The sequence below is a fragment of the Arthrobacter sp. TE12231 genome, assembly GCF_054062895.1.
The window spans coordinates 4,502,070-4,525,528 of the sequence record NZ_JBSSFS010000001.1 but is presented as its reverse complement, the minus strand read 5'-3'; the positions used below and the strand labels follow the sequence as shown (position 1 = coordinate 4,525,528).

General features: G+C 67.2%; 24 protein-coding genes. 13 read left to right on the top strand and 11 right to left on the bottom strand.

Annotated elements, in window-relative coordinates; translation table 11 throughout:
- Positions 1-219: 219 nt before the first annotated feature.
- The 3 genes from ACVWYS_RS20305 (at position 220) to ACVWYS_RS20295 (ending at position 3,698) form a co-directional block, all read left to right on the top strand.
- Positions 220-558 carry a hypothetical protein gene (locus tag ACVWYS_RS20305; RefSeq protein ID WP_344367363.1) on the top strand — a complete coding sequence of 113 codons (339 nt, stop codon included), beginning with the start codon at positions 220-222 and terminating at the stop codon, positions 556-558.
- A gap of 153 nt (positions 559-711) precedes the next feature.
- On the top strand, positions 712-2,658 hold the full coding sequence (locus tag ACVWYS_RS20300) for an acyl-CoA dehydrogenase family protein (RefSeq protein ID WP_116766782.1): 1,947 nt from the start codon (positions 712-714) through the stop codon (positions 2,656-2,658).
- Positions 2,659-2,795: 137 nt separating this feature from the next.
- The gene (locus ACVWYS_RS20295; protein ID WP_456507991.1) at positions 2,796-3,698 is read left to right on the top strand and encodes a hypothetical protein; all 903 of its coding nucleotides are present in this window, start codon (positions 2,796-2,798) and stop codon (positions 3,696-3,698) included.
- On the opposite strand, the gene ACVWYS_RS20290 is transcribed toward ACVWYS_RS20295, so the two are convergent.
- Positions 3,671-4,060, bottom strand: coding sequence for a YchJ family protein (locus tag ACVWYS_RS20290; protein ID WP_116766660.1), 390 nt, complete (start codon positions 4,058-4,060; stop codon positions 3,671-3,673). The two genes, ACVWYS_RS20295 and ACVWYS_RS20290, sit on opposite strands and share 28 nt — an antisense overlap.
- 306 nt (positions 4,061-4,366) lie before the next feature.
- On the opposite strand from ACVWYS_RS20290, the gene ACVWYS_RS20285 reads away from it, so the two are divergent.
- The 4 genes from ACVWYS_RS20285 (at position 4,367) to ACVWYS_RS20270 (ending at position 8,161) form a co-directional block, all read left to right on the top strand.
- A complete protein-coding gene (locus tag ACVWYS_RS20285) occupies positions 4,367-5,002 on the top strand; it encodes a hypothetical protein (RefSeq protein WP_456507990.1) in 636 nt (211 codons plus the stop codon).
- 40 nt (positions 5,003-5,042) lie between these two features.
- Complete coding sequence (locus ACVWYS_RS20280) at positions 5,043-6,047, top strand: aldo/keto reductase family protein (protein WP_091255434.1); 1,005 nt, start codon at positions 5,043-5,045, stop codon at positions 6,045-6,047.
- Between the two features lie 4 nt (positions 6,048-6,051).
- Complete coding sequence (locus ACVWYS_RS20275; RefSeq protein ID WP_344367360.1) at positions 6,052-6,906, top strand: SDR family oxidoreductase; 855 nt, start codon at positions 6,052-6,054, stop codon at positions 6,904-6,906.
- 118 nt (positions 6,907-7,024) lie between these two features.
- On the top strand, positions 7,025-8,161 hold the full coding sequence (locus ACVWYS_RS20270) for a sulfite oxidase (protein ID WP_456507989.1): 1,137 nt from the start codon (positions 7,025-7,027) through the stop codon (positions 8,159-8,161).
- 29 nt (positions 8,162-8,190) lie between these two features.
- Here the strand turns inward: ACVWYS_RS20270 and ACVWYS_RS20265 are convergent, their stop codons facing one another.
- The 5 genes from ACVWYS_RS20265 to ACVWYS_RS20245 all read right to left on the bottom strand — a co-directional run bounded on the left by ACVWYS_RS20265 (position 8,191) and on the right by ACVWYS_RS20245 (position 13,088).
- Entirely contained in the window at positions 8,191-9,072 is an 882-nt protein-coding gene (locus tag ACVWYS_RS20265) for a cytochrome c oxidase assembly protein (RefSeq protein ID WP_456507988.1), read from the bottom strand.
- Positions 9,073-9,106: 34 nt separating this feature from the next.
- Positions 9,107-9,586, bottom strand: a complete 480-nt coding sequence (locus ACVWYS_RS20260) for a ribose-5-phosphate isomerase (RefSeq protein ID WP_456507987.1) — start codon at positions 9,584-9,586, stop codon at positions 9,107-9,109.
- On the bottom strand, positions 9,583-11,325 hold the full coding sequence (locus ACVWYS_RS20255; RefSeq protein ID WP_456507986.1) for a dihydroxyacetone kinase family protein: 1,743 nt from the start codon (positions 11,323-11,325) through the stop codon (positions 9,583-9,585). The genes ACVWYS_RS20260 and ACVWYS_RS20255 overlap by 4 nt, the downstream gene beginning before the upstream one ends.
- Positions 11,326-11,385: 60 nt before the next feature.
- Positions 11,386-12,162, bottom strand: coding sequence for an SDR family NAD(P)-dependent oxidoreductase (locus tag ACVWYS_RS20250; protein WP_456507985.1), 777 nt, complete (start codon positions 12,160-12,162; stop codon positions 11,386-11,388).
- A gap of 101 nt (positions 12,163-12,263) precedes the next feature.
- Positions 12,264-13,088: a sugar phosphate isomerase/epimerase family protein gene (locus tag ACVWYS_RS20245; protein WP_456507984.1), complete on the bottom strand. Its 825-nt coding sequence runs from the start codon at positions 13,086-13,088 to the stop codon at positions 12,264-12,266.
- 193 nt (positions 13,089-13,281) lie between these two features.
- Here ACVWYS_RS20245 and ACVWYS_RS20240 point away from each other — a divergent pair, with 193 nt between their 5' ends.
- The 4 genes from ACVWYS_RS20240 to ACVWYS_RS20225 all read left to right on the top strand — a co-directional run bounded on the left by ACVWYS_RS20240 (position 13,282) and on the right by ACVWYS_RS20225 (position 17,356).
- Positions 13,282-14,619, top strand: coding sequence for an MFS transporter (locus ACVWYS_RS20240; protein ID WP_456507983.1), 1,338 nt, complete (start codon positions 13,282-13,284; stop codon positions 14,617-14,619).
- 72 nt (positions 14,620-14,691) lie between these two features.
- Complete coding sequence (locus tag ACVWYS_RS20235) at positions 14,692-15,591, top strand: transketolase (RefSeq protein WP_456507982.1); 900 nt, start codon at positions 14,692-14,694, stop codon at positions 15,589-15,591.
- A complete protein-coding gene (locus ACVWYS_RS20230; protein ID WP_456507981.1) occupies positions 15,588-16,580 on the top strand; it encodes a transketolase family protein in 993 nt (330 codons plus the stop codon). Before ACVWYS_RS20235 ends, ACVWYS_RS20230 begins: the two co-directional genes overlap by 4 nt.
- Positions 16,581-16,696: 116 nt before the next feature.
- Entirely contained in the window at positions 16,697-17,356 is a 660-nt protein-coding gene (locus ACVWYS_RS20225; protein WP_456507980.1) for a GntR family transcriptional regulator, read from the top strand.
- Between the two features lie 6 nt (positions 17,357-17,362).
- On the opposite strand, the gene ACVWYS_RS20220 is transcribed toward ACVWYS_RS20225, so the two are convergent.
- A complete protein-coding gene (locus ACVWYS_RS20220) occupies positions 17,363-18,142 on the bottom strand; it encodes an SDR family NAD(P)-dependent oxidoreductase (protein WP_091255415.1) in 780 nt (259 codons plus the stop codon).
- A gap of 335 nt (positions 18,143-18,477) precedes the next feature.
- Here ACVWYS_RS20220 and ACVWYS_RS20215 point away from each other — a divergent pair, with 335 nt between their 5' ends.
- Entirely contained in the window at positions 18,478-18,930 is a 453-nt protein-coding gene (locus ACVWYS_RS20215; protein ID WP_456507979.1) for a hypothetical protein, read from the top strand.
- A 105-nt stretch (positions 18,931-19,035) separates the two neighbouring features.
- The gene (locus ACVWYS_RS20210; protein ID WP_456507978.1) at positions 19,036-19,518 is read left to right on the top strand and encodes a hypothetical protein; all 483 of its coding nucleotides are present in this window, start codon (positions 19,036-19,038) and stop codon (positions 19,516-19,518) included.
- Positions 19,519-19,527: 9 nt separating this feature from the next.
- Here ACVWYS_RS20210 and ACVWYS_RS20205 read toward each other — a convergent pair whose 3' ends face one another.
- The 4 genes from ACVWYS_RS20205 to ACVWYS_RS20190 form a co-directional block, all read right to left on the bottom strand.
- Positions 19,528-21,492: a DUF4389 domain-containing protein gene (locus ACVWYS_RS20205; RefSeq protein ID WP_456507977.1), complete on the bottom strand. Its 1,965-nt coding sequence runs from the start codon at positions 21,490-21,492 to the stop codon at positions 19,528-19,530.
- 81 nt (positions 21,493-21,573) lie between these two features.
- A complete protein-coding gene (locus ACVWYS_RS20200) occupies positions 21,574-22,020 on the bottom strand; it encodes a flavodoxin family protein (protein WP_116766676.1) in 447 nt (148 codons plus the stop codon).
- On the bottom strand, positions 22,017-23,072 hold the full coding sequence (locus ACVWYS_RS20195) for a zinc-dependent alcohol dehydrogenase family protein (RefSeq protein WP_456507976.1): 1,056 nt from the start codon (positions 23,070-23,072) through the stop codon (positions 22,017-22,019). Before ACVWYS_RS20195 ends, ACVWYS_RS20200 begins: the two co-directional genes overlap by 4 nt.
- Positions 23,069-23,440, bottom strand: a complete 372-nt coding sequence (locus ACVWYS_RS20190) for a hypothetical protein (protein WP_456507975.1) — start codon at positions 23,438-23,440, stop codon at positions 23,069-23,071. The genes ACVWYS_RS20195 and ACVWYS_RS20190 overlap by 4 nt, the downstream gene beginning before the upstream one ends.
- Positions 23,441-23,459 lie beyond the last annotated feature (19 nt).

The window sequence follows — 23,459 nt, the reverse complement described above, 5'->3', positions numbered from 1 at the left end:
CAGGGCTTCGGCCGCATTAATCGTGGCCTCCCCGACCTGGAATGACGAGACGCCTGGGACTGGTGGGGCTGCCGCAACCGCGCCGTGACCTACGCATCGGTAGCATTTCGATCCCGTATCAAGAGGCGGGGAATGTGCAAAGGACCCTAGTTGAGCACGTCTCCGGCCCCCTAGTCTCGGGCTACTGGTTCAAACCGAAGCGATGGTGCAGGGGGAAGAATGCAGTTCGACCTAAGCGCAGTGGAGACGGGCACGATGGTGGTCATCGGGACCTTGGTGTTTGCCCTGTTAATCGGCCTCTTCATGATGGTGTCCGCCTTTGTGGCCATGTTTCTGCTGGGCGTGGGACGTCTCACCTGGTACCTCGTGGCCGTCGTGGTGGTGGGCATGGTCCACGCCATCAACCACGGCTGGGACCGGCTGGTCCACCACGCCTCCACGGTGGATTTGCCAGGCGATTTCCAGGTCGACTTCGGCACGGACTTCCGGGCCGAGTATCCGGGGCAGGCCGCCCCTAGCACAGGCACTTACCCGCGAGTAGTATTGCGGGACAGCTGAAGGGTCCTCCACCCCAGGCGGATCCAGGGCTCAAGCCGGCCACCCGGTTAGAGGAGATGCCCAGTGAGCTCCGCCATTGAAGACCCCGCCACCGCTCCCCAAAATCCCGCGCAGGGCACTCCGACGCCGGACTCTCCTGAGCAAGACTCTCCCGTGCCGCCGGAGCACATCGGCCCCGCCGCAACTGCCGCCGACGCGCGGGCCATTGCCGAGGCTGCCCGCGAGACCAGCTGGAGCCAGCCCAGTTTCGCGAAGGGCCTTTACCTGGGCAGCTTCGACCTGAGCCTGATCCACCCGTGGCCTGAGGCCCCGGCGGACGACGTCGAACGCGGTGAGGCGTTCATGGCGCGCCTGACCGACTACTGCCGCACAATGTCCGGACGCACCATCGAACGAGACGCCCGGATTCCGGACGAATACCTCCGGGGGCTCGCCGAGCTCGGCGCCTTCGGAATGAAGATCCCCCGGGAATACGGCGGGCTGGGCCTCACCCTCGTGTACTACGGCCGCGCTCTGGCACTGCTGGGCTCGGTGCACCCAAGCCTCGGCGCCCTGCTGTCCGCGCACCAGTCCATTGGCGTCCCGGAGCCGGTCAAGGTCTTCGGCACTCCGGCCCAGAAGAAGGAGTACCTGCCCCGCTGCGCCGCCGGCGCCATCACCGCGTTCCTGCTGACCGAGCCCGACGTCGGCAGCGACCCCGCCCGGATGGGCAGCACCGCCGTCCCGTCCGACGACGGCGCATCGTACGTCCTGGACGGCGTCAAGCTGTGGACCACCAACGGCGTCATCGCCGAACTCGTCGTGGTCATGGCACTCGTGCCGCCACACACCGACGCGGACGGAACCCGCCACAAGGGCGGCATCAGCGCATTCGTGGTGGAAATGGACACCCCCGGCATCACCGTGGAGCACCGCAACGCCTTCATGGGTCTCCGCGGGATCGAAAACGGAGTCACACGTTTCCATCAGGTCAGGGTCCCCGCGGCCAACCGGCTGGGCCGCGAAGGCCAGGGCCTGAAGATCGCCCTCACCACCCTCAACACGGGCCGGCTCTCGATCCCCGCACTGTGCGTCGCCTCGGGCCGGTGGAGCCTGAAGATCGCCCGGGAATGGTCCAACGCCCGCACCCAGTGGGGGCGCCCGATCGGCCAGCATGAGGCTGTGGGCAAGAAGATCGCCTTCATCGCGGCCAGCACTTTCGCCTTGGACGCCGTGTTCGAACTCTGCGCGGAAATGGCCGACGCCGGGCAGAAGGACGTCCGGATCGAGGCGGCGCTGGCCAAGCTGTGGTCCACGGAGATCAGCTGCCTGATCGCCGACGAACTCGTGCAGATCCGCGGCGGCCGCGGCTTTGAAACGGCCGATTCCCTCGAGGCCCGCGGCGAGCGCGCCGTTGCGGCTGAACAACAGCTCCGCGACTTGAGGATCAACCGGATCTTCGAGGGGTCCTCGGAAATCATGAAGCTGCTGATCGCCCGCGAAGCCGTGGACGCGCACCTGGCCGCCGCGGGAGACCTCGCCTCGGCAGACGCCCCCCTGTCGGACAAGGCGAAGGCCGCCGTCGGCGCTTCCGGCTTCTACGCGAAGTGGCTGCCCAAGCTCGTGGCCGGCGCCGGCATGGACCCGAGGTCCTACAGCGACTTCGGCCGGCTCGCCAAGCAGCTGCGGTACGTGGAGCGCTCCTCCCGGCGGCTGGCACGGCAGACCTTCTACGGGATGGGCCGCTGGCAGGCCAAGCTCGAGCACAAGCAGGCATTCCTGGGCCGGATCGTGGACATCGGTGCGGAGCTGTTTGCCATGGCGGCATGCTGTTCCCGCGCCGAGATGCTCCTGCGGACGCAGCCGGAACGCGGTGCCTCCGCGTACGAACTCGCCGAGGCATACTGCGAACAGGCCCGTGTGCGTGTGGACGAATACTTCGACCGGTTGTGGCGGAATACCGACGACGCCGATCATGCCCTGGCCCGCAAGACACTGGGCGGCGACTACACCTGGCTGGAGGCCGGCGTCCTTGACCAGTCCGAAGGGACCGGGCCGTGGATCGCGGACGCCAGCCCACGCGCCTCGGTAAAGGAAGACCTGCACCGCAAGTACCGCTGACAGATCGCTGAGCCACCCCCGACGTACCAACAACGGATAGTAAGCATCCTTGCTAACCGGAATCCGCCATGGTTAGGTGGACCCGAGACCGGCACCCTGACCGTGCCCGGGTCAACCAGCGAAAGTGAGCAATCCTCATGAGCAGCACAGCAGGCCCTGACGACAACACGACCCGCCGCGTCGTGCCGGAGGACGGCACGGCTTCGCCGCGAGAACCCCGCATCCATGACGCCATGCAGGACGCCACGCGCGAAGAACGGGTCGAAGAGGCGCCGCCGCGCGCGAACCGGACCGATGCCACGCGCCCGTTTCCTGCCACATCGGTGACGGCCGTCCGGCGGCACGACGAACCCGTCCGTGAACCGGTCCACCCCGTCCACGAACCACTCCGTGATACCGCGGTGGCCGAGGCGCCGACCCGCGAAACCGTCGTGGCCCGCGAGAAGGAGCAGTTCGGCGGCATCAAGGTCGGCTCAGCGTTCTTCGGTTGGCTGGCCGCCACGGGCACTGCCGTGCTGCTCACCGCACTGGTCGCCGCCGGCGGCACCGCCGTCGGACTGGCCACCAACACCGACGTCAACGACGCCGTCAACCAGGCCGCGGGCAACCAGACAATCGGCTTGGCCGGCATCATCGTGCTGCTGGTGATCCTTCTGGTCGCCTACTACTGCGGCGGGTACGTGGCAGGCCGGATGGCGCGCTTCAACGGCGCCAGGCAGGGCTTCATGGTCTGGGTCTGGGCCCTGATCGCCGCGATCGTGGTCGCCGTGCTGGGCATGGTCGCCGGGCAGCGCTTCAACATCCTGGCAAACCTGAACAGCTTCCCGCGCATTCCGGTCAACGAGGGCGAGCTGAACACCATGAGCATTATCGCGGCGGTCGTCGTTGCGGTGGTTGCCCTGGTGGGCGCAGTGCTCGGCGGCCTCGCGGGCATGCGTTTCCACCGCAAGGTGGACCGGGCCGGTTTCGCGCCGGCAACTACGGCCGAAGAACACCCCGCCGGAAACTCACGTCAGCCGGACACTACGCCGTCAAGGTAGTACCAGCGCCTGCCCTCCCGCACAAAGCGGCTCGTTTCGCGCTGCACGCCGCGTTCGCCGTCGTGCCGGTAGTGCGCCGCGAATTCCACCGTACCTTCGGTGTCCAGCGGACCGCCGCGGCTGGTGGAAAGGATGTCCAGGCGGCGCCACTGCATGTCGGCATCCAGCCCCAGCGCAGCGGGCCGGGTGGTCGGATGCCAAGTGCGCAGGAGGTACTCCTCGTCCCGGACGACGAAAGCGCTGTACCGGGACCGCATGAGCTGCTCGGCCGTCGGCGCCTCGGCGTCCCCGCGGTGGAACCGGCCGCAGCAGTCGGCGTATTGCTCACCGGACAGGCACGGGCAGTTCCCCTCGTACGGCACGGCCGCCCGGCTCCCACCAGGGTTCGCCGGCGACGCGCCGTCGGGGTTTGAATCTGCTGCTGCGGTGTGCGTCACAAGGTGTCCTTCCTGCGGGCCGGACGACGCCGGCGGGGCTGACTTTGACTATAGACGCCTGCCCCGCGGCGCCGATCCCCGCTCGCGGGTAACGGCTTCGACACATCTTCGCCGGGGGCAGCGGCGGCGACACGTGGCCGGGCGAAAAGTACGTATTGTTAAGAGCGGCTCCTGCCCGCCACATGGTTGCGGTAGGGACCGCGCTGCAGCAGGACGGCAAGGAGAGGTGACATGGAAGATCCAACGACCATTGCGCTGCACCTGACCTTTTTCGGGACCCTCGGGGTGGCGTTCGTCATGTTCCTTGGTCTCTTCCTGGTGTTTGCCGCAACTCTCGTCATTGCCGGGATCGGCCGGCTGGTAGCTGTTGTTGTGATGGCCGTCGCCGGGCTCGGCAGGCGCCCTGAAACACGCGACAATCCCTCGACAGCTACGAAACCCGGGCGCCCTGCCGCGGCAGCCAAGCCGGCCCGTTCTTCCATGACAGGCGGGAAGTCTGTTAGGAACCCAACCAGGAACCCCGCCAAGAAGGAAGCTGCGCTGTCCCCGGAATGGGCCGCCGCCGTGGCCCGGGCCGATGCCCGCGCCGCCGCGAGGGCCAAGGCCGAGGCCGGCCCCGACGTCCGGGTCTCCGTCCGGGACCTGCCCAACCCCAAGGCGCCGGCGCGGGACATCACGGAAGTCTCAGCCCTCGTCGAGTCGGCCATGGACTCCAACGGGACGCTCGGCGCCGTCCCCCGGGCTTTCAAGAAGCCGCCTATGCCCGCCGCGAAGTCCATGCTGGACACCGGCTCGCTCGTATCGCTGCACGGCGGCCTTCCGGTCGGGAAGGCCAAACAGCAGGCCCCGGAGCGCAAGGCCGGCTGAGCCCTTACCCCGGGCGGGCAAGTCCGCTACGTTGGAACCCATGGAATTCAGATACCTCGGGAACAGCGGCTTCAAGATTTCAGAAATCACGTTCGGCAACTGGCTGACGCATGGCTCCCAGGTGGAGAATGACGTCGCCACCCAGTGTGTCCGTGCCGCGCTCGACGCCGGTATCAGCACCTTCGACACGGCCGACGTCTACGCCAACACCGCGGCGGAGACGGTCCTCGGCGAAGCCCTCAAGGATGAACGCCGGGAGTCACTGGAAGTCTTCACCAAGGTGTTCGGCCCCACCGGCCCCAAAGGCCACAACGATCTCGGCCTGTCCCGCAAGCACATCATGGAAGCCATCAACGGCTCCCTCCGGCGGCTGCAGACCGACTACGTGGACCTTTACCAGGCTCACCGCTACGACTACGAAACGCCGCTGGAAGAGACCATGCAGGCCTTCGCCGACATCGTGCGGCAGGGCAAGGCCCTGTATATCGGGGTCAGCGAGTGGACTGCCAACCAGATCCGTGACGGCCATGCCCTTGCCCAGGAACTGGGCTTCCAGCTGATCTCCAACCAGCCGCAGTACTCCATGCTGTGGCGGGTGATCGAGGCCGAGGTGATTCCGACGTCGGAAGAGCTGGGCCTGTCCCAGATCGTCTGGTCCCCCATGGCGCAGGGCGTGCTGAGCGGCAAGTACCACCCCGGCAAGCCGGCTCCCGAAGGCAGCCGCGCCACGGACACGAAGGGCGGCTCGCGGATGATCGAGCGCTGGCTGTCCAACGAGGTCCTCACCGGCGTCCAGCAGCTCAAGCCGATCGCAGATGAGGCCGGGCTGACCATGGCCCAACTCAGCATTGCCTGGGTGCTGCAGAACAAGAACGTCGCCTCGGCCATCATGGGCGCGTCCCGGCCGGAGCAGATCGAGAAGAATGTGGCGGCCGCGGGCGTGACGCTGGACCCGGCGATCATGGACAAGATCGATGGCGTCATCGGAGCCCTGGCCGAACGCGACCCCGCGCAGACCAAGTCGCCGGCCTCCCGCGAAGCCTAGGGCCATGACCAACGCCCCCGAGCTCGCCGTCACCGGTTCCACCGGCCACCTGGGCGGCCTGGTGGCCCGGCTGCTGGCCCGGGCCGGCAGTCAGCAGCGGCTGCTGGTGCGGGACGCCGCGCGGGCGCCGGAGCTCGACGGCGCCGTCCCGTTTGTGACCACGTACGCCGACCGGGAACAGGCGAAGGCGGCCCTGGCAGGCGCGACGACGCTGTTCATGGTCTCCGCCGCCGAGGCCGAGGACCGGCTGGAACAGCACTACGCCTTCGTCGATGCTGCGGCCGCAGCGGGCGTCCGGCACATTGTGTACACCTCATTCTTCGGGGCGGCGCCGGACGCCACGTTCACCCTGGGCCGGGACCACTTCGCGACGGAGGAGCGGATCAAGGCCTCCGGCATGGACTACACGTTCCTGCGCGACAACTTCTACCTGGACTTCCTGCCGTTGCTGGCCGGGGACGACGGCGTCATCCGCGGCCCCGCGGGCGACGGCGTGATGGCCGCCGTCGCGCGGGCGGACATTGCCCGCTCGGCCGTCGCCGTGTTGCGGGACCCGGTCCTGCACGTGGGACGGACCTACGATCTGACGGGCCCGGAGGACATCTCGCTGGCCCGCGGCGCGGAACTCCTGACCGCCGGAACCGGCCGGACCATCACGTTCCACAACGAAACCCTGGAGGAGGCCTATGCCTCCCGCGCCTCCTACGGTGCACCGCCGTGGCAGGTGGACGCCTGGGTGAGCACATACACGGCCATCGCGGCCGGCGAACTGGCGGGCCCCACCTCCGCCGTGCACGAGCTGACGGGCCGCGAGCCGCTGAGCCTCGAACAGTTCCTTGCGGAGGCCCACACGTTGTAGGCCGCCGCACTGGACTTACAGAACCCAGTATTGACGGCGTCCGGGGCGCGGCGTAGACCTGAATTCAGGTGACACCGGCCAAAAACGGGCTGGGCCTTCATAAGAATCGCAGCGCGCCATGCCAAAGCAAATGTCCCGACACTCCGCTGTCCTGAAGAGTCCGCGCCGGCAGGCCGGGAAACCCCGGCCGCATTCCGGCGAACCCACCCACGGCCCGCTGACAGCGGAGGAACTCCAGCTCGCCGTGCGGAACCATTCAATGCCGCTCGAAGCCCTGCGGAAGGACACCACGCCGCCGGGGCTGCACTATGTGCTCACCCACTTCGACATCCCGTTCATCGATACCGACCACTGGCACCTGCAGATCGGCGGCGCCGTGCAGCGGTCCCTGGAGCTGAGTTTCCGGGCTTTGCTTCGGGCTCCCAGCATCACCATCCCGGTCACGCTCGAATGCGCCGGCAACGGCCGGTCCCTCCTGCGGCCCCGCCCGCTGAGCCAGCCGTGGGTCCTGGAAGCAGTGGGCACCGCTGTGTGGACCGGCGTCCCGCTCGCCTATCTGCTGACCCAGGCCGGCGTGGAGGACGACGCCGTGGAGGTGCTCTTCAGCGGAGCGGACACCGGGGTCCAGGGCGGCGTCCGCCAGCAGTTCGCCCGGAGCCTCCCGATCGAGGAGGCACTGCGGCCCGACGTCGTGCTCGCCTACCGGATGAACGGCGCAGAGCTGCCGCCGCAGCACGGTTATCCGCTCCGGCTGGTGGTCCCGGGCTGGTACGGCATGGCGAGCGTGAAGTGGTTGTCCTCGATCAAGGTCCTCACCAGACCCTACGACGGTTTCCAGCAGGCCGTGGCGTACCGCTACCAGGAGGACGCGGACGACGCCGGCACTCCCGTGACGTGGATGAAGGTGCGTTCGCTGATGGTTCCGCCGGGCGTTCCGGACTTTTTCAGCCGCAGCCGGATCCTGCCCCCGGGACCGGTATTGCTGACCGGCCGGGCCTGGTCCGGGCAGGGCGCCGTGCAGCGCGTCGACGTCGGGATCGACGGCAAGTGGGCTCCGGCCCATCTGGAGCACCCGCCCGCGCCGTTCGCGTGGTCCGCCTGGTCAATGCCGTGGGTGGCCGACCCGGGCGAACACGAGCTCAGCTGCCGCGCCACCGATGCCAGCGGCGCGGTACAGCCGCTGGAGCCGGTGTGGAACTACCAGGGGATGGGAAACAACGTGGTCCAGCGGATCAAGGTCACCGTCGGGCAGTAAACCGCGTGCGGTGCCCCCGGGGCCGGGACCTAGCGGCCGCGTCCCAGGTGCTCGGCGTTCAGTTCGTCGAGTTGCGCGTCCGTGAGGTCATCGAAGCCGCGGGCCTCGCGTTTGTCGCTGCGCGAGAAGCGGATGAACATCAGGATGATGAGCGGCAAATCGACAATCTCGCAGATGAACCATAGAACGTCGCCCGCCAGCTGCTGGTCGCGCAGGGCGTCCGGAAACCAGCCCAGTGAAGACTGCCGCGTCGTGACGTGATCCAGTACCTGGCCGTTGAGGCGCAGCAGGATCCCCGGAACGGCGTCGACCAGCAGCTCAATGAAGACAAACACGAATTCCAGGATGAAGAACGCGCTGGACCGGCGGAAATCCGCTTCCTCGATGATCGGCAGGGCCATCAGCATGCCCAGCAGCGGAACCCCGACGGTCAGCAGCGACTCGGCCAACGGCGCAGTGCGGAGGGTGTAGAACGCCGGCGTAAGGAAAGTGGAGAACAGGGCAAGGCCAAGGAGCGGGGCGGCCATGGAGTTGCTCACAAACCGCACGGCGCGGTGCGCGAGTACATTATTCAGCCGGTTCACGCCCCCCGGCGGCAGGGCGGCGCGCGCCAGGGTGATGGGTTTTCCCAGGCCGACCAGCAGCGGCACCACGAAGAGCATCAGCGAAATCTTGAGCGTGAAGGCCCACCGGAGCTGGGCGCTGTAGACGCCCGGGAACCCGCACGTCAGCACTGTCAGGAACCCCAGGCCCAGGAGATAGAACGCCAGTGTCCGCCATACGGGCTGGCGGTGCCCGCGCGCCGCTGCGGCCTTCAGGCCGAGGGCGTAGAGCACCGCCGAAGCGCTGATGAGGGCAGCGGCAGCCCAGTCGATCTGCCAGGCGGTGAGGACTACATCAAGGGGTGGCACTGGCCCATGATAGGCGCCTTTCCTTGGAAGACCCTCAGCATCCCTCGAAGTCGGTGAGCACCTTGACCTTCTCCGCGGAGGCGGACGAGGGATCGAAGGTGTAGCCGATCCATTCCCGCGCGAGCCGCCGTGCCAGCTCCAACCCGACAACACGCTGGCCCATGGTGAGGACCTGGCAGTCGTTGGAGAGCACGGAGCGCTCCACACTGAAGGAGTCATGGGCGGTCGCGGCCCGGATGCCGTCCACCTTGTTGGCGGCAATGGCGACGCCGATTCCGGTGCCGCAGAACAGGATGGCCCGGTCTGCCTGCCCGTCCCGGATCAGTTCCCCCGCGGCGATGCCCACGTACGGATACGGCTTGGTGAACTGATCCGGGGCGTCGTCGCGGTTTACCCCGATGTCGATGACTTCCGCGACCCGTGGATCGGTCCGGAGGTCCGCCAGGATCTGGTCCTTGTAGTCCACGCCGGCTTCGTCCGCGCCGACAATGAGCCGGATGCCTGCCGGGCTCATGAGCGTGCTCCGGCAGCTTGCCGCACACCGGCGAGGTGTGGACCGAACACGCCGAACACCATGGCCAGGGACGTGGCCCCCGGGTCCGGTGTCCCCACGCTCTTTTCGGCCAGGGGGCGGGCACGCCCCTTGAGCGGGCGCAGGGCCGCGGTGGCCTGCGCCGCGGCGGTGGCCTCGCGCGCCGCTGCTGCCCAGCCGGCATCCGCGCCGGCGCCTTCGCCGGCCAGCCGGCTCAAGGTCTCGGTGAACGGGACAAGCGCGTCCACCATGGTCTTGTCCCCAACATCGGCCTTGCCGAGCTCCGCGATCCGGGCGGCAAAAGCCGCCACGGACGCTGCGAGCTCAGACGCCTCGGGCGCGTGGTCGTTGCCGAGGGACTCACCGAAGGCCCGCAGGCCGGCGCCCCACAGCACTCCGGAGGTGCCGCCGGCGTTGTCGGCCCAGGCATCGCCGGCGGCGGCCAGGACGGCGCCGGCTCCGGCGCCGCGGGACGCAGCGCCCGAGGCGGCGGCACAGGCAGCGTCAATGCCGCGGACCATCCCCCGCCCGTGGTCGCCGTCGCCGGCGATGGCGTCGAGGTCGCCGAGGGATTTCTCGGCGTCGTGGAGTGCGTCCCGGGCCGCCGTTAGGGCGGCGATGCAGCGCAGCGCGTAATCACGTGAAGCGTCCGCCGCGGTGAAGGTCTCCGGTGCCGTGGTGTCCTCGGCAGGCGTCGGCTCCTCCGCCACGCCGCCGGGGAGGGCTGCGTTGCCCCGCCGGTACGCAGGGGTCTCGGCGGGAGCGGTCCAGAGCGGTTCGAGTTCGTCATCGAGCCACGTGACGGTCAGTGAGACGCCGGACATGTCCAGGCTCGTGACGAGCTCGCCGACCTCCGGCATCACCAGTGTGTAGCCTGCGGCGCGAAGCAGCGGGGCGACGGTCAGCCACAGCACGAAGAGCTCTTCCTGTTTCGTGGAGCCGAGCCCGTTCAGGAGCACGGCAATCCGCGGGCCGGCACCGTGCGGCGTCTCTGCAAGCACGCGCGCCACCAGTTCCTCGCCCAGCTCCCGTGCCGGCGGCAGTTCGGTATCGAACAATCCGGGCTCGCCATGGATGCCCAGGCCGAGCCCCATCATTTTGTCCTCCAGCGTGAACAGCGGAGCGTCGGCGCCCGGAAAGGTGCAGCCGCTGAAGGCGCTGCCGATGCTGCGCGTCAGGTCGTTGGCCTTGCGGCCCAAGCGGACAACCTCGGGCAGGGTCTCGCCGGCCTCGGCGGCGGCTCCCATGATCTTGAAGACGGTGAAGTCGCCGGCGATGCCGCGGCGCTTGCCGGATTCCGACGGCGGTGCGCTGGCGATGTCGTCCATCACGAGCACGTTGTCCACCTGGATCCCTTCGGCGGCCAGCCGTTCGCTGGCCAGGCCGAAGTTCATGACGTCGCCGGCGTAGTTGCCGTAGGTGAACACCACGCCGGCGCCGCTGTCCGCGGCTTTGGCAACGGAATACGCCTGCTGCGCGGACGGCGAGGTGAAGATGTTTCCGACGACGGCGCCGTCGGCCATGCCGGTGCCGATGAGCCCGGCGAAGGCCGGGTAGTGGCCCGAGCCGCCGCCGGCCAGTACGGCCACCTTCGGCTGGCGGGGCCGGTGCCGGCGGACGGCGCCGCCGGGCACCTGGCGGACCAGGTTGGCATGGACGTCGCAGAAGCCGGCAAGGGCTTCCTCGGCGAAATCGGACGGGTCGTTAAAGATTCTTGTCATGATGGGCTCTCTCAGCTGAACTCGGTCGTCTGCCGCTCTGTCCAATAGACGTTGAGGCTGCTAGTGGATGTGGCTTCCGCCGTTGATGTCGATGGTGGTTCCGGTGAGGTAGGCGGACTCCTCGGAGGACAGGAAGGTGATGACGGCAGCGATTTCCTCGGTGCTGGCGTTGCGTCCGAGCGGGATACCGGCGTTAATGGCCGCTTCCTGCTCCTCGGTGCTGCCCACGCGGATGTTGGTGTCCACAGCGCCGGGGGTGATGGCGTTGACGGTCACGCCGGTGCTTCCGAGCTCACGGGCCAGGGCCTTGGTGAAACCCAGGATGGCGGCCTTAGCTGCGGAGTAGGGGACCTTGCCGAAGACGCCGCCGCCGCGCTGCGCGGACACGGAGGACATGTTCACGATCCGGCCCCAACCGCTGGCGATCATGTCCGGCAGGAACGCCTTTGTGACCAGGTAGGTGCCCGTGGCGTTGACGGCCATGACCTTGTTCCAGAGCTCGAGGGTGGTTTCCAGGAACGGCACCGGCGAGGTGATGCCGGCGATGTTGGCCAGGGCGCCGACGGCGGGCAGGTTGCCGGCGCTGACCTCGGCGGCAACCGCCTGGTAGGCGGCGTTCACGGAGTCCTCGTTGGCGACGTCGATCTCGTGGCCGAAGGCGGGAACGTTGAATTCGTTGCCGATCTCCGCGGCGACCTTGGCGGACTTCTCGCCGTCGAGGTCCAGGATCACCACGCCCCAGCCCTGGCTGGCGTAGCGGCGTGCGGTGGTGATGCCGATGCCCCGGTCCGAGGTTGCCCCGGTGAGGACGGCGGTGCGCTGGATGGTGGTGCTCATGATGCTCCTTGGAGTTGGTGTGGTGTCTCTTTGATGGAATCGATTGCTCCAACGGCGCCGTTTTGGCGGTCCAGAACGGCCGTTTCGGAGCAGTCGATGGGTCAGATGAGGTCTGTGATGAAGCTGGCGGCCTTGGCGGCTGCTGCCGGGCGTTCGTCGTGCGTGACGTCGCGGGTCTCCAGCTCCAGGGAGAAGTGGCCGGCGTAACCGTGGGCAGCGAGTGCGCCCAGGCCGGCGGCGAAATCGGCGTCGCCGTTGCCGATGCTGAGGTTGATGTTCCCCGGCGCGGCATCGCGCAGGTGGACGTGGGCGATCCGGCCCCGGTGCCGCTCAAGGTAGTCCAGCGGGTCCTCGCCGGCGGCCACGATGTGGCTGAAGTCCATGACGATCCCGACGCCGGCTCCGGCCAGCCGCTCTGCCAGCAGTTCCGCGCGCTCCAGGTTCCAGCAGAAGCGCAGGAAGTGCAGTGACTCGGTCCAGAGCTCGACGCCGAACTCGTCCGCGCGTCGCCTGGCCCCGAGGAGCTGAGCGGCAATGGTGTCCAGATCCTCGTCGATGCTGCGGACCGGCTCGTGGCCGAGGGCGCCGCAGGGAAGGACAAGGGCCTTGGCACCAATTCCGGCCGCCAGGGTGAGGAGGGCGTCAAGGTGCCGGTTCCGGGCGGACTGTGCGTCGGCGTCGAGCACGGCGTTGAGGTCCCCAATGTCTCCGTTGACCGAACGGACCCGCAGCCCGGAGGCAACGACGTCGGCCGTCACGGCGGCGACGGCAGCGGCGTCAAGGTCGTAGGGAACGTGGTCGCACACTCCGGGAAGGGCGCCGAGATCGATTTCCTCGAAACCCAGGCCGCTGATGGTGCGCAGGGCCGTGGGCAAGTCCTGGTGGCGGAAGCTGATGGACGAGCAGCCGAGTCGGGAATTGAACATCGTCGTTGATCCTCTGGTCGTGCCCCGAGGGCGGTGGTGATACGGACCACACTACAAAGTCGACTGTCAACAGTCAACCTTTGAAGTTGACTGTTGACATTACTTATGTCGCGGGTCACACTGGCGTATCATCTGTTAACAGTCGACAGTGTTGGCGCTGAAGCGTCGACAGCTCTCTTCGAAAGGGATTGACATGAGCAACGAAGCTCTCACCATGCGAGGCCCTGTGCATGGCACGAAGGACGCCCGGCGCGTCGCGGTCGGCTCCAGCGTCGGCGCAGTTATCGAGACCTATGACTTCATCGGCTTCGGCACGGCAGCAGCCCTGTACTTCGGTACGGCTTTCTTCCCCACGGGCGACCCGGTGACCGGGACCCTGGCCGCCTTCGCCACCCTGGGTGTCGGCTTCGCGGCCCGTCCCATTGGCGGCATCATCGGCGGCCACCTCGGTGACAAGCTCGGCCGCAAACCGGTCCTGGTGGCGTCCCTGATCCTCATGGGCGTCGCCACCTTCGTCATCGGCCTGCTTCCCACGTACAGCCAGGTCGGCCTGATGGCTCCTGCTTTGCTGGTGTTCGTCCGCATCGTCCAGGGCCTGGCCTTCGGCGCGGAGTGGGGCGGCGCCATCCTCATGAGCTACGAACACGCGCCGTGGAAATCCAAGGGCAAGTACACCGGCATGGTCCAGGCCGGCTTCCCGGTCGGGCTGCTGTTGGCCAACCTGGTGTTCCTCTTCAGCGTCCAGCTCGGCGGCGAACTCGCCTGGCGCATTCCGTTCCTCGCCAGCATCGTGCTGGTCGTCGTCGGCCTGATCATCCGCTCCAAGGTCCCCGAGTCCCCGGTCTTCGACGAGGTCAAGGACAGCGGCAACATCGTGAAGTCGCCCATCACGGAGGTCCTCAAGACCGACTGGCGCAACATCGTCAAGGGCATCGGCCTCCGCATCGCCGAGACCGCAGGCTACGCCGTGTCCATCACCTACATGATTTCCTACCTGAACAGCCAGCACCTGGCCGACAAGACCCAGACACTCGTCGCACTGTGCATCGCCTCCGCGATCGGCATCTTCGCCACGCAGGCCTGGGCACGACTGACCGACAGGATCGGCCGGCGCCCGCTCTACATCTGGTCCTGCGCCTTCGCGGTGGCCTTCGCCGTGCCGATGTTCCTTTTGGTCAACACCGGCTTGTTCATCTTCATCATCGCCACCCTCGTGATCTCCTACGCCGTGTGCCAGAACTCGCTCGCCGGCGCCCAGGGCGCCTGGTTCCCGGAGCTCTTCCAGGCCAAGACCCGCGCCTCGGGCGCCTCGCTGGCCTACCAGATCTCGGCCATGGTCTCCGGCTTCACCCCGTTCATCACCACCCTGCTGTTCGTCAGCTTCGGCTGGATGGGCCCGGCACTGCTCTTCGGCACCTACGCCGCCATCGGCCTCTGGGCCGCCCTCGCCACCCGGGAAACCTGGGGCAAGCGCGAACGCCAGCTCGCGGACGAGGCCACCAAAAGCACCCCCACCCACGTGACCGCGTAGGGACGCACCCCACCGGACGCCGTCGACGGCCTCCCGCAGTAGCTCATCACGTCAATTTTGAAAGGCAGAATTGTGGTTCTCACACAGGAAAAAGCAGCCCGGGGCAAACCCTCCGACGTCGAGGCAGCACGCCTTGAACGGGTCGAGGGGGCCGCGTTCCGGATCCGGCACCACGCCCTGAACATGGGCGAGGTCCAGGGCCAGGGCTACGTGGGCCAGGCCCTCGGCGCGGCCGACATGCTGGCGGTTGTCTATGCGGACCAGCTCCGGTTCCGCGCCGACGATCCCGAATGGGACGGGCGGGACAGGTTCCTGCTCTCCACGGGCCACTACGCGATCGGCCACTACGCGGCCCTCGCCGAGGCCGGGACCATCCCCGTCACGGAACTGGAGACCTACGGCTCGGACAATTCCCGGCTGCCGATGTCCGGGATGTCCACCTACACCCCAGGCATGGAGATCTCTGGCGGCTCCCTCGGCCACGGCCTCTCGATCGCCGTCGGCGCCGCCCTTGGCCTGCGTTACCAGGGGTCGGACGCCCGGGTCTACAACTTCCTCTCCGACGGCGAACTCGACGAGGGCTCCACGTGGGAGGCCGCCATGGGCGCGCACCACCACCAGCTCGGCAACCTCACCGCCATGGTGGACATCAACGCCCTGCAGGCCGACGGGAAGACCGACACCGTGCTGCGCACCGAGCCCGTCACCGAAAAGTGGGAGGCGTTCGGCTGGTACACCCAGCGCGTGGACGGGAACGACGTCGGCGCGCTGCTGGCCGCGTTCGACAACGCCGCTGCCCGGGCGGCCGCCACCGGACGTCCCTCGGTGATCCTGTGCGACACCAAAGTGGGACGCGGCGTCCCGCTGCTCGAGGACCGCGAAAAGGCGCACTTCATGCGCATTGAAGAGCACGAATGGCAGCTCTGCCGCGAGCAGCTGACCGCAGGATTCGAAGGAAAGGCCGCACGATGAGCACCGCCGCAACACCGAAGCTGAAGACGTCGGCCATGATTGCATCCTTCGCGGACCCGGGCCAGAAGACAGCGCCCGCACCGTTCGGGCACGCCCTGGTCAAAGCCGCACAGGAGAACGACAAGATCGTGGGCCTGACCGCGGACCTGGGCAAGTACACGGACATGCATATCTTCGCCCAGGCTTTCCCGGAACGGTTCTTCCAGATGGGCATGGCCGAGCAGCTGCTCTTCGGCGCGGCGGCCGGGCTGGCGGAGACGGGCCTGGTCCCGTTTGCATCCACATACTCGGTGTTCGCCGCCCGGCGCGCCTACGATTTCCTGTGCCTGGACGCCGCCGAGCCGAACCTCAACGTCAACATCGTGGGAGGACTCCCCGGACTGACCACCGGGTACGGCCCCAGCCACCAGGCCACTGAGGACATGGCGATCTTCCGCGGCATGCCCAACCTGACGATCGTGGATCCGTGCGACTCCCTCGACATCGAGCAGGCCGTCCCCCAGCTGGCGGCCAGCGAGGGCCCCACGTACCTGCGCCTGCTGCGCGGCAATGTCCCCACGGTGCTGGACGAGTACGACTACACGTTCGAACTCGGCAAGGCCAAAGTCCTGCGCGGTGGCAACGACGTCGTCTTCATCTCCAGCGGACTCATGACCATGCGGGCGCTTCAGGCGGCCGAGGCGCTGGCCGCGCACAACGTGGATGTCGCCGTCGTCCATGCCCCCACCATCAAGCCGTTCGACTCTGCAACGGTCCTGGCCGAGCTGAACACCGACCGCCTCGCGGTGACGCTGGAGAACCACAGCGTGGTGGGCGGCCTTTTCGAGACCGTCGCCTCGGCCGTGGTCACGGCGGGACTCGGCAAGCGGGTGGTGCCGGTGGCGCTGCCTGATGAGTTCCTCGACGCCGGGGCGTTGCCCACTCTGCACGAACGCTACGGGCTTTCGGTGCAGCGGATCGTCGCCAAGGTCCTCGCCGAACTGGGCTAAGCCCGAAGAAGAGTCGCCGCGCGGGCCCGGCAGCCGCCGGTCCCGCGCGGGTGCCGTACCATCAACTGTTAACACACCAACTGTAGACAGTTGACCACTGACAGTGAGGACACACCATGGCCGGAGCAACAGCCCCGCTGCTCGGACTCGAAAAGAAGAGCCTTCGCGAGCAGGCGCTGTCCGCCCTGCGCACGGCGATCACGAGCGGTGAACTTGAGCCGGGCCGGCATCTGGTGGAGACCGAACTATCCGACATGCTCCAGATCAGCCGGGGAACGCTGCGCGAGGCCCTGCGGCAGCTGGAGCAGGAAGGGCTGCTCTCGGCCGGAGCGCGGGGACGGCTGTCCGTACGGCATCTGGACAGCAAGGAAATCCGGGATATCTACGCCGTCCGGGCGGCGCTGGAGTCGCTCGCGGTCCGGACGCTGTGTGAACTGCCGGACCGGATCCCGGTGATTGCGTCCCTGCGCTCGGCGATCGACGCCATGGCGGCGGCCGCGGAGGGGACCCTGGAGGAACGGATCGAGTCCGATCTCGAGTTCCACCGGACGATATGCCGGCTGACGGGAAACGAGACCCTGCTGCACTCCTGGGAATCGCTTGAGGGCTCCATCCGGATGTCGATCATGTTTGCCGGGATCGAACGGGCCGTCAAGAACATGAGCGTTGACCGGCACCACGACATCGTCGCCGCGATCGAGACCGGCGACGCAATGCTGGCGCGCGCCACCGTCCTCGAACACATGGACGTCGCCGCGGCGAACCTCGTCGCCTAGCCGGCGTCAGTAGTCCACGATCGCGCCGGCGGAGATGTTGACCGTCGCGTCGGTGATGGCTGCCGCCTTATCCGAAACGATGAACGAGGCCACGTTCCCGACGTCTGTCAGGGTGGCGGTGCGGTTCAGATGGGCCGTCCTGGCGATCTCCACCACGATCTCTTCCCGACCTTCGGCCTGCCACGGGATGGTTTCGATAATGCCGCCGGTCACCATGGTGACCACGCGGATACCGTGCTTTCCCAGCTCGAGGGCCCATTGCCGGCGCAGTCCTTCCATCGCGTCGAGCGCCACTTTGAACCCGCCCAGGCCCGGTACGGTCTGCGGGCCCGAGCCGCCGAACATGAGCACCACGCCGGAACGCTGTTTGACCATGTGGGCGGCGGCCGCGCGGGTGGTGAGAAAGTGGGTGCGCGCAGCCAGGCTGATGGGCCGGGTGAAGTCGTCCACATCAATGTCCATGAGCGGCTGCTGGACATCTCCAAACGAGATCACGTTGAAGGAGATGTCAATCCTCTTGCTCTTTTTCGCCACCCGGTTCACGAAGGCATCCACCTGCTCCTCGTCCAGGGCATCGACGACGGCGGTCTCCGCCGTGCCGCCGGCCTCGCGAATGTCTCGGGCCACTTTCTCCAGTCGCGCTTCGGTCCTGCCGGCGATGTGGACGGACGCGCCTTCGGCCGCGAAGGCCCTGGCCACCGCCCCGCCGACCGCCCCGCCGCCGCCGTAGATCAGTGCGGTCTTGCCGTGCAGCAAGCCGTTGTCCGGAAGCCCGTTATTCAGCATGGTCGCCTGCCTAGTGCCGCGGAGTTCGTGAATTCCCTCAACTATGTTCTTGCCGGACGTCGGTGGCAAGAGGCCCGGTCCCGTGCGGGCCGTCGCGGGACAACACCGGGGAGGGGCCGGGGCAACGCCGGGACCCGGCCAGGAGCCCCCCAAATGCTTACGCCTGGCCGAATCACGGCGCGCCTGACGGCTTACCGCCGTCCTGCCAGCGAGGAATTGGACACGTCCAATTCCTCGCCCTGAGCGTAACCGGAACAGATTAGACATGTCCAATCTGTTAGGATTGCACGCGAACTGACGACACGTGAAGAGCCGCGTCCGACCATATTCGCTTGATGAAAGAAGCCACTGTGAGCAGTGACCAGTCGACCTCGGCGCCGGGCCTAGCCCTCGCCCGCAAACTGAACATTCTCCTGGATACCGCTGAGGCCGAGGGCCGGAAAATCACGTTCAATGACGTCAGGGACGCCATGACCGAGGCCGGGACGCCGCTCTCTCGCGCCAGATGGCACTACATGCGATCGGGCACCGGCCCCGCCGTCAAGAAGGTCGAACTCCTGCAGAACCTGGCCAGGTTCTTCGGCGTGAACGAGAACTACCTGATCGATGGTGACGACGAACTTCCGCCCCGGGTGGAGGCTCAGCTTGAACTGCTCGCCTCGATGCGGGCCAACAAAGTCCGTAACTTTGCCGCCCGCCAACTGGACGGCCTCTCCCCCGAAACCCTGCTCCAGATCCGGGACCTGATCGACGAACAGCTCTCGCGCGGGGATACGGACGAGCCCTGAGTAGGCCGCCAACCATGCTTTGACCTGCGCTGATATGCTTTTGGCGAAGCTTGGCGGCTATGATCGCGGGCATGCTGACGCTCTCAACTGCCAAGGACTCGGTACATGGATTACGACGCCGCCCGGTCGCGGGCACGGGAAGCAGAAGCCGGCCTCGCCCTCGCCGAGCCGGTGTCCCTTGCCTCAATCCAGAGACACCTTGAACGGCAGCGGGGCCGCAAGATCGTCATCAACCCCATCGAAGGGGCAACAGACAAAGTCTGCGGGCTGTGGTTCGGGCTGGACCACATGGACCTGATCCTGCACGCACGGGCGGCCTCCGAGGTCCACCGGCAGCAGATTGTCCTCCACGAGTTTGCCCACATGGTCCTGCGCCACGAGCAGGAAATCGTCTCCCCCGAATTGGCCGGCACATTCTTCCCGGAGCTCGATCCGGAGCGCGTCGTCAGGGCACTCAGGCGGACCGACTTCCTCAATGAGGTCGAGGTCACCGCGGAACTCTTGGCAGATCGCCTCGCCGCACGCATCCGCCGTTCCCAGGACCGCTCGGGCGGTCAACCGGGGAACTTCAGCTCCGTGTTCGGATGATCCAACTCATCACGGCTTAGGGTCACCCTGGCCGCCCTGGTTGTTGGGGACTTCAGGGGCTTCTGGGGTTTCTGGGGTTTCAGCGTTGACCGCGGCCGCCGGGCCGCCGATGCCGTAGAAGCCCGCCTGGCCACCAGCCGGCCCGCCAGTCTGACCGGACGGGGGGCCGCCGGGCGATCCGCCTGGAGCCTCACGCTCGGGTGCCGGGCCACGCACGGTCGCCTGACCCTGACTCGGGGCTGGACCTGGCGCTGCTGGGGGATACGGGGATGGACCGGGGACCGGATACGGGGCTGCCGCGGCGGACCCGGCTGGGGGGCCGGAATAGGGTCCGGCTGGCGGGCCAGCATAAGGCCCGGCTGGCGGGCCGGCATAAGGCCCGGCCGGCGGTCCGGCATAGGCCGGCACCGGCATGTCGCCCGGATCGACGGGACCCATATCGAGGTGGAACGGCGGATATTCATCCCGCATCAGGGATACGTATGCGATGACGCGGTAGATCCAGCGGTTCAGCCCGAGCAGAAGATCGAACAAACCCCGCCAGTATTGGCCGGTGAACAACAGGATCACGCCGGCAATGAAGACCAGCAGCCCGAGGAGCGAGATGCCCACGCCTTCCTGCACCCAGCGGCCGTCGCGGAACTCCCATGACCTCGCCGTCCCGGTCAGCACGCCGATGATCAGCAGATGCGGAATGGCCAGCAGCCACGATTTCACGAAGATCAGGCCGCGGGACAGCCGGTCGGGATAGTCGACGTCGAAGTCGGCCGGGTAGTTGGTACGGGCCAGGGTGAAGGGCGGATAGGCATCGGTGCCGATGGCGCTGAAGGCATAGAAGGCCACACGCCAGTTCCAGCGGATCACGCCAACATTGAAGTCGAACAGTGAGCGGGGGTAGCGGCCCGTAAACAGGATCGCGAACCAGGCCACAAGAGTTACGACGCCGAAAGCGAACCAGAGGAAGAACAGCACGATGCAGTGCGGAATGGCCAGGAACCACTTGACGAGCCACATCCAGCGGGACAGGTTCGGGTCGAGGTAGCCGTTGAGGCGGGCCGGATACACGTAGTGCGAGGGGCCGCCCGGAGGCACCGGATAGGGAGTTCCCGGCGCGGCAGCGTAGGCTGCTACGGCGCCTGGCGGGACTCCGGAGGACCCTGCCGCGCCCGGCGGCACTGCGCTGTTCAACTGCCCTGGGGCCCCGGGCGCGTACGCACCCACCGGATGCGGCTGGCCGGGCTGGGGCGGCAGGTTGCCGGGAGGGACGCCGCTGCCCGGGCCGCCTCGGCCGGACCGTGCGGCGCGGCCGAGGCCGGCCGCGCCCAGCACGATCAGCGGCACCCCGATCAGCAGCATCACAAGGCCGCCGATCAGCAGGCCGATGAAGATCGGCCACAGTAGGTCGGAGCGTGCCCCTGCCTGCAGATTTACCGCCACCGGTGCACTCGCATCGGCATTCATGACCACCACGGCCCAGCTTCCGGAGCGCAGGTTCCAGGTGAGTTCCTGTTCACCTGGGCCCGTGGCGGTCGCGGCCCAGAAGCTCTGCCGCGCCGGATCGGCCGGGGGCTTGAATCCGTCCACTTCGCGGTAGATAGTGCGGAAGGGATCGAACCTGACGTCGACGATCTCGGTATGCCGGACCCCGGCCATGTACGCCGCGACGTCGGCCCGCGGGGCAATTCCAATGAAGATTTCTTTGCCGGGGTCGTTGGTGGAGCCGCGGAGCAGCACGCTGCCTGCAAGGTCCACGGGGGTGCCCTCGGGCAGGCCGCCTGCGGTCATGAGGTCCAGCCGCGGGGTCGTCAGGGCGAAGGAATCGCCTGAGAACTGCTCCGACGGCGTGACGAAGTACCTGCCGTCGCGCTGCTGGTAGTTGGCCCATCCCGTGACGCCGGCTCCCGCCAGCAGTCCGAGCCCCACCAAGGCGCACAGCGCACCGAGGACCAGCATGACAATCCGGCCTGCTTTCATGGCCGCCGTCCTTTCAGATGGTCCGTTTGTCCTGCCCGGTCGGGCAGGACTTCCGGATGCAGGGTGCGCCTGGCCGCGCCGCTACCGACCGAGCGAGGTCAGGAGGGTCTTTGCCCAACTGCCAGCCTTCTCGATTTCACCGCTGCGCAACGGGCCCTTGGTGCCGCCCACGTAGAACGGCATGGGCTCGGAGATGATGTCGGCTCCGCCGGAACGGAGGGCATGCGTGATCTTCTTGGCGGCGTCGCCGTGGATGAACATGCGCACGCGGGTGTCGAAGGCGGCCGCCTTAACCCCCGTGAGCCGGTCCTTGCCGAGGCCCGAAAGCAGCGCGGTGACCTTCGGCGTCGGACGCCATCCGTTGATGGGACTGCCGACGACGAGGAGGTCCCCCGCTGCCAACTCTCCGGCGTTGAAGTCGTCGACCGGGACGGCCGCGGCGTCCAGTCCCTCGAGCTCACCGGCCACTGCCTCGGCCACGGCCTTCGTGTTGCCGAAGGCCGAGTCGTAGACAATGAAGGCTTTCAAGCCGTGATCACCACTTTGAGGGCCTTCGTCTCTGCCGCACGGGCGAAGGTGTCGTAGGCTTCCATGAACTCGTCAAAGGTGAAGTGGTGGGTGGCGAAACTGTCCGCTGGGAGTTTTTGCTGCGCCACGAGCTTGAGCAGCATGGGGGTGGTGTTGGTGTTGACCAGGCCCATGCTGATGTTGATGTTCTGGATCCAGAGGTTTTCGACGTGCAGCTCCACGGCTTTGCCGTGCACGCCGACATTGGCCACATTCCCGCCGGGCCGCACGATGTCGGTGCACATGGCGAAAGTCGCCGGGATGCCGACGGCCTCGATCGCCACGTCCACGCCCTGACCGTCGGTCAGGAGCATCACCTGCTCCTTCCAATTGGGATCGCTGGAGAGGACCACATCGGTGGCGCCGAATTCGCGGGATTTCTCCAGCCGGTTCGCGTCGAGGTCGACGGCGATGATCGTGGCGGCGCCATAGAGACCCGCCGTGGAGATCGCGGCCAGCCCCACGGGACCTGCGCCGATCACTGCCACCGTGTCACCGGGCTTGACCCGGCCATACTGCACGCCGATCTCAAAGCCGGTGGGCAGGATGTCCGAGAGCATGACGGCCTGCTGGTCGCTGACTCCCTCGGGCAGGAGGTGCAGTGAGTTCTCGGCGTAAGGGACGCGGACGAACTCGGCCTGGGTGCCGTCGATCAGGTGCCCGAAGACCCAGCCGATGCCGGAGGTGCCCTCATCTCCCAAGCAGTGGGAGTACAGGCCGGTCTTGCAATTGGCGCAGTGCCCGCAGGACTTAATGCAGGAGATGATGACACGGTCCCCGACCTTCAGGCTGGTCACGGACGCGCCGATCTCCGTAATGGTGCCGACCCCTTCGTGGCCCAGAATGCGTCCCTTTGTCACCGCCGGAACATCGCCTTTGAGGATGTGCAGGTCCGTGCCGCAAATGGTGGTGGTGTCCACTTTGACGATCACATCGCTAGGGCTCTGGATAGTGGGGTCGGGGACGTCGGTCCAGGATTTCTCTCCAGGGCCGCCATAGACGAGGGCTTTCATACGTGCTCCTTGGTTTTGAGGATGGTCGGCGGATCCACGATGCGCAGCCGGCACGGCGTTACCGAGTCGTCGATGCCGGATGACATGACTGAGCGACGGGCATGCTCGTAGAGTTCTTCAATGGCATCGTCCGTCACGCGGGAGTGGGCGAGGTCCACCACGACTTCGTACCCGGGGAGTTTGGCCGCCACGCGGCGGCAGACAACGTAGAGGGCCCGGATGTTTGCGGGGGTGACGACGCCCCGCACGTTGACCCTCGCCGACTGCTCAATGGCGTCGATCCGAATAAGGACTTTGATGCGGGGATCCCCATGCGAGGGGTGTGCGTAGTAGGCGCTGGATCGGTTTCCGTATTGCCTGTGAGTCACGTGAGGTCAGAGCTCCCGC